Below are 11,434 nucleotides of genomic sequence, written 5' to 3'. Positions count from 1 at the left end.
GGAACCACAAGCGTGCGCCGGCGCCGTCCCACGGCCGCACTCGAGGCCCCTGCCCCGACCCCCGAGGCCGCGCCGGCCAGCCGCGCCCGCAAGGCTCGCCCCAACGGCCCCACCAAGCTGTTCGTGCTCGACACCAACGTGCCCATGCACGACCCCATGTGCCTGTTCCGCTTCGAGGAGCACGACATCTTCCTGCCGATGATCGTGCTGGAGGAGCTCGACGGCCACAAGAAGGGCATGACCGAGGTGGCGCGCAACGCGCGGCAGACCAGCCGCTCGCTCGACGCGCTGGCCGCAGCGAAGGGGGCCGACATGGGCCAGGGCCTGCAGCTCGACTGCACCGGCCACCCCGAGGCCGGCGGCAAGCTGTTCTTCCAGACCCAGGTGCTGAACTACACCCTGCCGTCCAGCCTGCCCCAGGGCAAGGCCGACAACCAGATCCTCGGCGTGGTCGAGGCGCTGCGCCAGCAGCATGCGCCGCGCGAGGTGGTGCTGGTGTCCAAGGACATCAACATGCGCGTCAAGGCGCGTGCGCTGGGCTTGGCGGCCGAGGACTACCAGAACGACAAGGCCCTGGACGACGATGACCTGCTCTACGCCGGTGCGCTGGCCCTGCCGACCGACTTCTGGTCCCGCCACAGCAAGACGGTGGAGAGCTGGCAGGAGGGCAGCCACACCTTCTACCGCATCAGCGGCCCCATCGTGCCCAGCCTGCTGATCAACCAGTTCGTCTACTTCGAAGCGCCCGGCGAGCCCAGCCTGTACGCACGCGTGACCGAAATCCGCGGCAAGACCGCCGTGCTCAAGACGCTCAAGGACTTCAACCACCTCAAGAACGCCGTCTGGGGCGTGACCACGCGCAACCGCGAGCAGAACTTCGCGATGAACCTGCTGATGGACCCCGAGGTCGACTTCGTCACCCTGACCGGCACGGCCGGCACCGGCAAGACGCTGATGGCGCTGGCCGCCGGCCTGACCCAGGTGCTGGACGAGCGGCGCTACACCGAGATCATCATGACCCGCGCCACCGTCAGTGTGGGCGAGGACATCGGCTTCCTGCCCGGCACCGAGGAGGAAAAAATGGGCCCCTGGATGGGCGCCCTGGACGACAACCTCGAGTTCCTGGCCAAAGGCGACGGCGGCGGGGCCGGCGAATGGGGGCGCGCCGCCACCAACGAGCTGATCCGCAGCCGCATCAAGATCAAGAGCATGAACTTCATGCGTGGCCGCACCTTCCTCAACAAGTACGTCATCATCGACGAGGCGCAGAACCTCACGCCCAAGCAGATGAAGACGCTGATCACGCGCGCCGGCCCGGGCACCAAGATCATCTGCATGGGCAACCTGGCGCAGATCGACACGCCCTACCTGACCGAGGGCTCCTCGGGCCTGACCTTCGCGGTGGACAAGTTCAAGGGCTGGCCGCACAGCGGCCACATCACGCTGGCGCGCGGCGAGCGCTCGCGCCTGGCGGATTTCGCCAGCGAAGTGCTGTAAGCCCGAGGGCTACCGTGGGCGCCCAAGGGTGCCCGTGCGCCATCATGAGATCGGCACGGCCGCGCCGGCGTCAGAAGTCGTCGCCGCCGACGCCCGCTGCCAGGTTCTCGAACTTGGTGAGCGGCTTGAGGAAGGCCAGCTTGACGGTGCCCGTGGGGCCGTTGCGGTGCTTGCTGATGATCACCTCGGCCACCCCGGGTTCCTTGCTGTCTTTGTTGTAGTAGTCGTCGCGGTAGATGAACATGATCAGGTCCGCGTCCTGCTCGATGGCGCCGGACTCGCGCAGGTCGCTCATCATGGGGCGCTTGTCGGTGCGCGATTCCACGCCACGGCTGAGCTGCGACAGGGCGATCACCGGGCACTTGAGCTCCTTGGCCAGCATCTTGAGGCCGCGCGAGATCTCGCCGACGGCGGTCGCGCGGTTCTCGTCGCTCATGCTGCTGGACACGCTCATCAGCTGCAGGTAGTCGACCACGATCAGGCCCAGCCGGCCGTACTGGCGCGCCAGGCGGCGCGCGTTGGCGCGCAGCTCGCTGGAAGTCAGGCCCGGCGTCTCGTCGATGTGCAGCGACACGTTGCGCAGCTTCTCGATGGCCTCGGTCAGGCGCGGCCACTCGTCGTCGGTCAGCTTGCCGGTGCGCAGATGGCCCTGGTCGATGCGCCCGATCGAGCCCACGATACGCACGGCGAGCTGGGCCGCGCCCATTTCCATGGAGAACACGGCCACCGGCAGGCCCTCGTTCAGCGCCACATGCTCGGCGATGTTGATCGCCAGCGAGGTCTTGCCCATGGACGGCCGCGCGGCCAGCACGATCATGTCCCCGGGCTGCAGGCCCGAGGTCATCTTGTCGAACTCGTAGAAGCCGGTGCGCACGCCCGTGATGTCGTTGGGGTTCTCCGCCATCTCGCTGACGCGGTCTAGCAGTTCGACCACCAGGGACTCCATGCTGTGGAAGCCCTGCTTCATGCGCGAGCCTTCCTCGCCGATGTTGAAGATCTTCTGCTCGGCCTCGTCCAGGATCTTGTCCACCGCCTTGCCCTGCGGGTTGAAGGCATTGGTGGCGATCTCGTCGCTGGCGCTGACCAGCTTGCGCAGGATGGAGCGCTCGCGCACGATCTCGGCGTAGCGGCGGATGTTGCTCGCGCTGGGCACGTACTGCGCCAGCGAGTTCAGGTAGACCAGGCCGCCCATCTCCTCGGCCTTGCCCTGGTTCTGCAGGTGCTCGAACACCGTGATCACGTCGGCCGGCTTGGACGCGTTGATCAGCGCACCCATCGCCGCGTAGATCAGCTTGTGCTCGTGCCGGTAGAAGTCGCCATCGACCAGCAGGTCGCCGACGCGGTCCCAGGCGTTGTTGTCCAGCAGCAGGCCGCCCAGCACGCTCGATTCGGCCTCGATCGAGTGCGGCGGCACGCGCAGCTGTGCCACTTGGCGGTCCAGCGGCAGATCGTCGTGCTCATCGGGAAACGGAGAGGAAAGTACGGCCGACATGGGGAATCCTTGAAGCTGCTGATGCTACGCGCCGCGGGCAGCCGCGTCACGGGATAAGTCTGTTGATAAGCGGTGCAATGCCGGTGACTTGGTCGCTGATCGCTGTGGACAATCGGCCGCCCCAATGAAAAAGGCCGCCTGGCTGAGCCCGGCGGCCTTGATCGGAAAAGGCAGATCAGGCGGTTTCGCCGTACACCGTCACGGTGATGTCCACCAGCACGTCGGTGTGCAGGGAGACGCCCACGGCGCTGTCGCCCACGACTTTGATCGGGCCGCTGGGCATGCGGATCTGCGACTTGACGACCTGGTAGCCCTGCTTGCCCAGCTCTTCGGCGATGTCGTGGTTGGTCACGGAGCCGAACAGGCGGCCATCCACGCCGGCCTTCTGGGTCAGCTTGATGGTGCTGCCGGCGAGCTTCTCGCCCTGGGCCTGGGCTTCGGCCAGCTTGGCGGCGGCGGCCTTTTCCAGTTCGGCACGGCGGGCTTCGAACTCGGCCTTGTTGGCCGCGGTCGCGCGGCGGGCACGGCCGGTCGGGATCAGGAAGTTGCGGGCGTAGCCGTCCTTGACCTTGACGATTTCGCCGAGGTTGCCGAGGTTCACGACCTTGTCGAGCAGAATGATTTGCATGGTCGGTCTCCTTAGACTTTGTGCTGGTCGCTGTACGGCAGCATGGCCAGGAAGCGGGCGCGCTTGATGGCAGTGTTGAGCTGGCGCTGGTAGATCGCGCGCGTGCCGGTCAGGCGCGCGGGGATGATCTTGCCGTTCTCGGCGATGAAGTCACGCAGCGTGTCGATGTCCTTGTAGTCGATTTCCTCGACACCGGTCACCGTGAAGCGGCAAAAGCGCTTGCGCTTGAACAGCAGGGACTGGGTGTTGCGCTTGGGGCGCTTGTCTTTGTTGAACTTTTTGAACGTGGCCATGGGGCCTCCTGAAATTAATCTTGCTGAAACTCTTGGATGTGCAACACGACGTGCTTGCCATTGCGGGGCGTGGCCAGAAAGCCGGTGAAGCGCCAGACGCTACCGACCGCCTGGCGGCCGATGCGCTCAGCCATGGCCCCCAGGGCCACGGCCTTGAGCGCCGCCTTGACCTGCCTGGCCTGCCCCGCCTCCTCGGTGCTGGACTCGTGCTCGAGCCTCAGATCCAGGGCGGGCAGACCGGCCGGTGTGTAGCGCAGGGCATTCAGCTCCGCGATACAGGCAGTCAGCTCGACGCGATTCACGCTCCGCGGGCAAAGCGCCCGTCAGGCGGCGAACTCGGCCTGGCTGGCCTTGCGGGCCTCTTCGCGCTCGACCGTCTTCATCATCGAGGAAGGACCGGTATCGGCCTTCTTCTTCTGCACCGTCAGGTGGCGCAGCACGGCGTCGTTGAACTTGAACGCATGCTCGAGCTCGGCCATCACGTCCTGGTTGGCCTCGATGTTCACGCACAGGTAGTGGGCCTTGCCCAGCTTGTTGATCTGGTAGGCCAGCTGGCGGCGGCCCCAGTCTTCCACGCGGTGCACCTGACCACCGCCGGCGGTGATCATGCCCTTGTAGCGCTCCAGCATGGCCGGAACCTGTTCGCTTTGATCCGGATGGATCAGCAGAATGATTTCATAATGACGCATTGAGACTCCTTGTGGGTCACCCGAAAGGGATTTAGGTAAGAGCTGCCCCCAGCGTCTGTTTGGGGTGCAGCAAGGCGGAACCCGGCATTATAGCCGAATCCGACATCGCCTCGGCCGGCACCCAGGTGCGTCAATCGGCGCTGGCGAGCAAGGCCGCCGCGGGACGGGCACGCCGGTCCAGCAGGCTGCCGCCCCAGGCCACGGCGAAGCCGAACGGCACGCCGAACACGCCCGCCGACACGGGCTGTATGCCGAGCCAAAGCCCCCCGCCGGGCTCCAGCCCCCACCAGGCACGCAGCGCCGGGGCATTGACCAGCATGTAGTACACGGTCAGCCCCAGCCCGCACAGCATGCCGGCCACCACGCCCCGGCGGGTGGTGCCCGGCCAGAAGATGCCCAGCACCATGGCGGGAAAGAAGGCCGCGGCCGCCAGCGAGAACGAGGCCGACACCAGGGCCAGGATTTCCGCGGGCTTCCAGGCGGCCACCAGGGCTGCCACCATGGCCACCGCGAGCAGCGCGAACTTGGACAGGATCACATGGCTTTCGGGGGTGCGGCGGCGCGGCCCGGCGTCTGCCGACATGTCGTGCACCAGCGCGTTGCTGATGGTCAGCAGCAGCCCGTCCGCCGTGGATAGCGCCGCCGCCAGGCCGCCGGCTGCCACCAGGCCGGACACCACGAAGGGCAGCCCGCCCAGCTCCGGCGTGGCCAGCATGATCATGTCGGCGCCGAGCCGGATCTCGCCGAACTGCAGCACGCGGTCGCCGTTGACGTCGGCGACCGAGATCAGCGAGGGGTCGACCCGGGCCCACTGCGCCATCCAGTTCGGCAAGGCGTCGAAGCTGCTGCCGACCAGGCCCTGCATGATCTCGTACTTGACCAGCACCGCCAGCGCCGGCGCGCTCAGGTAGAGCAGCGCGATGAAGAACAGCGACCAGGCCACCGAAGAGCGCGCCTCGCCGACCGAGGGCGTGGTGTAGTAGCGCGTGAGCAGGTGCGGCAGCCCCGCCGTACCCACCATGAGGCAGAACATCAGCGCCAGGAAATTCAGCCGCGAGGTCTGGAAGGCCTTCTGCTCGGCCGGCGTGCCCTGCGGGTCGCCGGCGAAGGCCTGGCTGTGCGGCGGCAGCCCGCCCAGCGGCTTGGCGCGCTCGTAGCTGTCCTGCATGGCACGGGTCCAGAGCTCGCGCGCCGACGCGGCGTCCCTGGGCAGCGCCGCCAGTTCGCGGCGCGCGGCCAGGATCAGCGAGAAATCCGCCCCCTCGGCCCTGAGCATGCGGATCTGCTCCTCCATGCCGGCGCGCTCCTGCTGCATGGCCTGCGTCACGTTCTGCAGCCTGGCCTCGTACATGCGCGCGCGCCGCAGGTACTCGGCGCGCACCTGCTGCTCGGCCGGGGACTCGATCAGCTTCCGCTCCAGGGCGGCGATCTTGGGGATCTGCGAGCCATAGACCAGCGGCGCCAGGGGCGTGCCCAGCTGCTTGTAAGCCAGCCAGGACACCGGGATCAGGAAGGCCAGCAGCAGGATGATGTACTGCGCCACCTGGGTCCAGGTGATGGCGCGCATGCCGCCCAGGAAGGAGCACAGCAGCACGCCGCCCAGGCCCAGCAGGATGCCGATCTCGAACTGCACGCCGGTCAGCCGCGAGGCGATCAGGCCGATGCCGTAGATCTGCGCCACCACATAGGTGAACGAGCACAGCACGGCGGCCAGCGCGGCCAGTCGGCGCGGCCAGCGGCCCCCGAAGCGAAGCCCGAAATAGTCGGGCACGGTATAGAGGCGCAACCGGCGCAGGTGCGGCGCGATCAGCAGCGCCACCAGGCAGAAGCCCCCGGTCCAGCCCATGACGTAGGCCAGGCCGCCAGGCTGCGACTCGGTGCCCGAAAAGCCCTGCAGGTACAAAGCGCCGGCCAGGCTGATGAAGGAGGCGGCGCTCATCCAGTCGGCCGCCGCCGCCATGCCGTTGTAGACCGCCGGGATGCGGCGCCCTGCCACGTAATACTCGTCGGCGTCGGTGGTGCGGCCATAGATGCCGATCACCGCATAGATCATCACGGTGGAAAACAGGAAGATGGGGCCGATCCAGTTGCGCGACAGCCCGCGCTGCTCGGCCCAGGCCATGAGTGCCAGAAACACCAACAGACCCGCCACGAAGCACAGCAGGTTGCGATGCAGGCGCCGCCGGTAGGCGGCATAGGTCAGCACCGGGCCGGGCTCAGCCATGGTCCTCGAGGTCGGGCATGTCCGCTTCCAGCCGGTTCATGAACCAGGCGTAAAGGGCAACCACGCCAATGAACACCAGCACCGCCCCCTGCGCCGCGATCCAGTAGTTGACCGGCCAGCCGGCCAGGTCGAACTGGAGGTCGCGCGCGAAGAAGCAGACTCCGAAGGAGACGGCCGCCCAGGCCAGCAACAGCACGGCCTTGAGCGCCAGGGCGGCGGATGAATGGGGCCGCTGCTCCGGAGCGGTCGTGGTCATCCGCGGATCATCGCACGGCCGCACCGCGGCGGCCGTAGGTGTTTGCGATCACTGGCCGAGCTGGGTCCAGGTCTCGATCACGCTGTCGGGGTTCAGCGAGATCGAGCTGATGCCCTGCTCCATCAGCCAGCGCGCGAAGTCCGGGTGGTCGCTGGGGCCCTGGCCGCAGATGCCGATGTACTTGCCCTGGGCGCGGCAGGCCCGGATGGCCTGGCCGACCAGGGCCGAGACCGCGGGATCGCGCTCGTCGAAGTCGGCCGCCAGCAGCTCCAGGCCGGAATCGCGGTCCAGGCCCAGGGTGAGCTGGGTCAGGTCGTTCGAGCCGATCGAGAAGCCGTCGAAGAACTCGAGGAAGCGCTCGGCCAGGATGGCATTGCTCGGCACCTCGCACATCATGATCAGCTTGAGCGCGCCGGAGCCGGAGGCGTCCCCGCCTTGGCCGCGCTTGAGCCCGTGCTGGGCCAGCAGCTGGGTCACGCGCTCGGCCTGGCCCAGGGTGCGCACGAAGGGCACCATCACCTGCACGTTGGTCAGGCCCATGTCGTTGCGCACGCGCTTGAGCGCCTCGCACTCCATGGCGAAGGCCTCGCCGAAGTCCTGGCTGATGTAGCGCGCCGCGCCGCGGAAGCCCAGCATGGGGTTCTCTTCCTCGGGCTCGTAGCGGCTGCCGCCGATCAGCTTGCGGTACTCGTTGCTCTTGAAGTCCGACAGGCGCACGATCACTGGCTTGGGCCAGAAGGCCGCGGCGATGGTGGCCACGCCCTCGGCGACCTTGTCCACGTAGAAGGCGCGCGGCGAGGCATGGCCGCGCGCCACCGACTCGACGGCCTTCTTGAGGTCGGCGTCGATGTTCGGGTAGTCCAGGATGGCCTTGGGGTGCACGCCTATGTTGTTGTTGATGATGAACTCCAGGCGCGCCAGGCCCACGCCGGCGTTGGGCAGCTGGGCGAAGTCGAAGGCCAGCTGCGGGTTGCCCACGTTCATCATGATCTTGGTGGCTATGGCGGGCATCTCGCCGCGCTGCACCTCGCTGACCTCGGTCTCCAGCAGGCCATCGTAGATGTAGCCGGTGTCGCCCTCGGCGCAGCTCACCGTGACCAGGGTGCCGTCCTTGAGCTGCTCGGTGGCGTGGCCGCAGCCGACCACGGCCGGGATGCCGAGCTCGCGCGCGATGATGGCGGCGTGGCAGGTGCGGCCGCCACGGTTGGTCACGATGGCGCTGGCGCGCTTCATCACCGGCTCCCAGTTCGGGTCGGTCATGTCGGTGACCAGCACGTCGCCGGGCTGGACCTGGTCCATCTCGGCGATGCTGTGCACCAGGCGCACCGGGCCGGTGCCGATCTTCTGGCCAATGGCGCGGCCCTCGGCCAGCACCGCGCCCTTGCCCTTGAGCTTGTAGCGCAGCTCGGCCTTGCCCTGCTGCTGGCTCTTCACGGTCTCGGGGCGCGCCTGCAGGATGTAGAGCTGGCCGTCGCTGCCGTCCTTGCCCCATTCGATGTCCATGGGGCGGCCGTAGTGCCGCTCGATCACCACGGCGTAGCGCGCCAGCTGCTCGACGTCGGCGTCGCTCAGCGAGTAGCGGTTGCGCTGCTCGGTCGGCACGTCCACCGTCTTGACCAGCTTGCCGCTCGCGGCTTTTTCCTCCGGCGTGGCGAACACCATCTCGATCAGCTTGGAGCCCAGGCTGCGGCGGATCACGGCCTTCTTGCCGGCCTCGAGCATGGGCTTGTGCACGTAGAACTCGTCGGGGTTCACGGCGCCCTGCACCACGGTCTCGCCCAGGCCATAGCTGGAAGTGATGAACACCACGTCCTCGAAACCGGATTCGGTGTCGATGGTGAACATCACGCCGGCGGCGCCCAGGTCGGAGCGCACCATGCGTTGCACGCCGGCCGACAGGGCCACGTCGGCATGGGCGAAGCCCTTGTGCACGCGGTAGCTGATCGCGCGGTCGTTGTACAGGGAGGCGAACACCTCCTTCATCTTGTGCAGCACCTGCTCGATGCCCACCACGTTGAGGAAGGTTTCCTGCTGGCCGGCGAACGAGGCGTCGGGCAGGTCCTCGGCCGTGGCCGAGGAGCGCACGGCGAACGAGGCCTGCGCGTTGCCCTCGCTGAGCTTGGCGAAGGCCTCGCGGATGGCTTTCTCCAGATCGGCCGGGAAGGGCTGGGCCTCGACCATGGCCCGGATCTCGGCGCCGGCCGCCGCCAGCGCGCGCACGTCCTCCGTGTCCAGCACGTCGAGCCGGGCGTTGATGCGCTCGCTCAGGCCGTCGTATTTGAGGAACTCGCGGAAGGCATGGGCCGTGGTCGCGAAGCCGGTGGGCACGCGCACGCCCTGGGGCAGCTGCGAGATCATCTCGCCGAGGCTGGCGTTCTTGCCGCCAACGACCTCGACGTCGCTCATTCTCAGGTTCTCAAACGGTACGACCAAGGCGGTCGCGCTGTAGAGTGCAGACATGGGAAAGCTCCAGAAGTTGAAACTGGGTCTGCGCGCCGCCTCACGCGGGCGACGCTCATGCCGGCCATTCGACTTTGGTGTTCTTGTAATGGGTCGGGGCGCTGCATGACAGAATTCGTTGCTTGCGCGTGATTGTAGGGGCTGTCACCACAGGCCCGCCAAAACGTTCGAGGCGCCCTTTTGCTTTTGTATATCCAGCCAGCCATGCACAACCGCACCGTCTTCTTCGTCTCCGACGGCACCGGCATCACGGCCGAAACCTTCGGCAACGCCATCCTGGCCCAGTTCGAGATGAAGCCGCGCCATGTGCGCCTGCCCTTCATCGACACGGTCGACAAGGCCCACCAGGCGGTGCGCCAGATCAACCACACCGGTGAGGTCGAAGGCCGCAAACCCATCGTGTTCACCACCCTGGTCAACATGGAGGTGCTCAAGGTGATCCAGGACGGCTGCCAGGGCATGCTGCTGGACATGTTCGGCACCTTCGTGCACCCGCTGGAGCAGGAGCTGGGCATCAAGTCCCACCACCGCGTGGGCCGCTTCAGCGACGTGAGCAAGAGCAAGGAATACCACGACCGCATCGAGGCCATCAACTTCAGCCTGGCACACGACGACGGCCAGTCCAACCGCGACCTGCAGGCGGCCGACGTGATCCTGGTCGGCGTGAGCCGCAGCGGCAAGACCCCGACCAGCCTCTACCTGGCCATGCAGCACGGCCTCAAGGCCGCCAACTACCCGCTGATCCCCGAGGATTTCGAGCGCCGCCAGCTGCCGGCGGCCCTGGTGCCGCACCGCGGCAAGATCTTCGGCCTGACCATCCATCCCGATCGCCTGTCCGAGATCCGCAACGAGCGCCGCCCCAACTCGCGCTACGCCAGCCTGGCCAACTGCCGCATGGAGGTCTCCGAGGCCGAGGCCATGATGCGCCGCGCCGGCATACGCTGGCTGTCGACCACCACCAAATCGATCGAGGAAATCGCCACCACCATCCTGCAGGAGCTGCGACCGGAGCGGCTCACCTACTAGAAATCGGCCTGCGCGATGCGGATCGAGAACGCGTCTCAGACGCACCCTCAGCCCGCAGGCCCCGACAGGGTCTTGCCCTTGCAGGCGAGCGGGCTTGCCCCGACAATCGCCGCGACCACAACACCAAGGAAGCGACCATGAAAGGCGACGCCCAAGTCATTGCCCATCTGCAGGCCCAGCTCAAGAACGAGCTGACCGCCATCAACCAGTACTTCGTCCACTACCGCATGCTCAAGCACTGGGGGCTGGACAAGCTGGCCAAGAAGGAATACGAGGAGTCGATCGGCGAGATGAAGCACGCCGACAAGCTGATGGACCGCATCTTCGTGCTCGACGGCCTGCCCAACCTGCAGGACCTGGGCAAGCTGGCCATAGGCGAGGACGTGCCCGAGATCCTGCGCTGCGACCTGGGTTCCGAGCAAGGCGCCCAGGCCACGATCAAGGAAGGCATCGCCTACTGCGAGAGCGTGCGCGACTATGTCTCGCGCGACCTGCTGCAGGACATCCTGGACGACACCGAGGAGCACATCGACTTCCTGGAGACCCAGATCGGGCTGGTCGACCAGGTCGGGCTGCAGAACTACCTGCAAAGCCTGATGGGCGATCCGAGCTGAGGCGGGCCGCCGCTGACGACAGCCCGTGACCCCGGGCCCGACCGGGCCAGTCACGGGCATTTTTTTACAAACATAACGAGAATGATTCGCATTCGTTTACAATGCCGCGATTCATTCTCCCGCCAGCCATGCCGCGCGGGCCCGGCCCGGGCCCCGGTTGTAGCCAGCCGTTCACCCAAAACCCAAGGCTACGACCATGTCCAGACCCCATCGCGCCAAGCGCCGCCCGCAGGCCTCCCGGCCCGCCCCCGCCTC

Annotated in this window: 11 protein-coding genes; 3 read left to right on the top strand and 8 right to left on the bottom strand. The window is 67.0% G+C overall.

Going from position 1 to position 11,434, the window contains the following annotated elements; translation table 11 throughout:
• Positions 1–1,497 (top strand): PhoH family protein (locus tag FFS10_RS21665; protein WP_249931383.1); only part of this gene is annotated, 1,497 nt, incomplete at its 5' end.
• 70 nt (positions 1,498–1,567) lie between these two features.
• Here the strand turns inward: FFS10_RS21665 and dnaB are convergent.
• The 8 genes from dnaB to ppsA all read right to left on the bottom strand — a co-directional run bounded on the left by dnaB (position 1,568) and on the right by ppsA (position 9,539).
• Positions 1,568–2,989 (bottom strand): replicative DNA helicase, encoded by a 1,422-nt coding sequence (gene dnaB, locus FFS10_RS21660; protein ID WP_137896674.1) that lies wholly within the window; start codon positions 2,987–2,989, stop codon positions 1,568–1,570.
• A 175-nt stretch (positions 2,990–3,164) separates the two neighbouring features.
• Positions 3,165–3,617, bottom strand: a complete 453-nt coding sequence (rplI, locus tag FFS10_RS21655; protein ID WP_137896673.1) for a 50S ribosomal protein L9 — start codon at positions 3,615–3,617, stop codon at positions 3,165–3,167.
• Between the two features lie 11 nt (positions 3,618–3,628).
• Positions 3,629–3,910, bottom strand: a complete 282-nt coding sequence (gene rpsR / locus FFS10_RS21650) for a 30S ribosomal protein S18 (RefSeq protein WP_137896672.1) — start codon at positions 3,908–3,910, stop codon at positions 3,629–3,631.
• A 14-nt stretch (positions 3,911–3,924) separates the two neighbouring features.
• Positions 3,925–4,212, bottom strand: a complete 288-nt coding sequence (gene priB, locus FFS10_RS21645; protein WP_137896671.1) for a primosomal replication protein N — start codon at positions 4,210–4,212, stop codon at positions 3,925–3,927.
• A gap of 21 nt (positions 4,213–4,233) precedes the next feature.
• Positions 4,234–4,599 carry a 30S ribosomal protein S6 gene (rpsF, locus tag FFS10_RS21640; RefSeq protein ID WP_137896670.1) on the bottom strand — a complete coding sequence of 122 codons (366 nt, stop codon included), beginning with the start codon at positions 4,597–4,599 and terminating at the stop codon, positions 4,234–4,236.
• A 130-nt stretch (positions 4,600–4,729) separates the two neighbouring features.
• Complete coding sequence (locus FFS10_RS21635) at positions 4,730–6,823, bottom strand: VC_2705 family sodium/solute symporter (protein WP_137896669.1); 2,094 nt, start codon at positions 6,821–6,823, stop codon at positions 4,730–4,732.
• Positions 6,816–7,079: a DUF4212 domain-containing protein gene (locus FFS10_RS21630; RefSeq protein ID WP_137896668.1), complete on the bottom strand. Its 264-nt coding sequence runs from the start codon at positions 7,077–7,079 to the stop codon at positions 6,816–6,818. Before FFS10_RS21630 ends, FFS10_RS21635 begins: the two co-directional genes overlap by 8 nt.
• A 48-nt stretch (positions 7,080–7,127) precedes the next feature.
• Positions 7,128–9,539 carry a phosphoenolpyruvate synthase gene (ppsA, locus tag FFS10_RS21625; protein ID WP_137896667.1) on the bottom strand — a complete coding sequence of 804 codons (2,412 nt, stop codon included), beginning with the start codon at positions 9,537–9,539 and terminating at the stop codon, positions 7,128–7,130.
• Positions 9,540–9,743: 204 nt separating this feature from the next.
• Between ppsA and ppsR the strand changes: the two genes are divergently transcribed.
• Together ppsR and bfr are read left to right on the top strand one after the other, a co-directional pair.
• Positions 9,744–10,565: a posphoenolpyruvate synthetase regulatory kinase/phosphorylase PpsR gene (gene ppsR, locus FFS10_RS21620; protein ID WP_137896666.1), complete on the top strand. Its 822-nt coding sequence runs from the start codon at positions 9,744–9,746 to the stop codon at positions 10,563–10,565.
• 137 nt (positions 10,566–10,702) lie between these two features.
• Positions 10,703–11,179 carry a bacterioferritin gene (gene bfr / locus FFS10_RS21615; protein ID WP_137896665.1) on the top strand — a complete coding sequence of 159 codons (477 nt, stop codon included), beginning with the start codon at positions 10,703–10,705 and terminating at the stop codon, positions 11,177–11,179.
• Positions 11,180–11,434: the final 255 nt, after the last annotated feature.

Source organism: Ramlibacter sp. 2FC, assembly GCF_005503345.1.
Taxonomy (GTDB): domain Bacteria; phylum Pseudomonadota; class Gammaproteobacteria; order Burkholderiales; family Burkholderiaceae_C; genus SCMQ01.
This window is presented reverse-complemented; position numbering and strand designations above follow the sequence as displayed.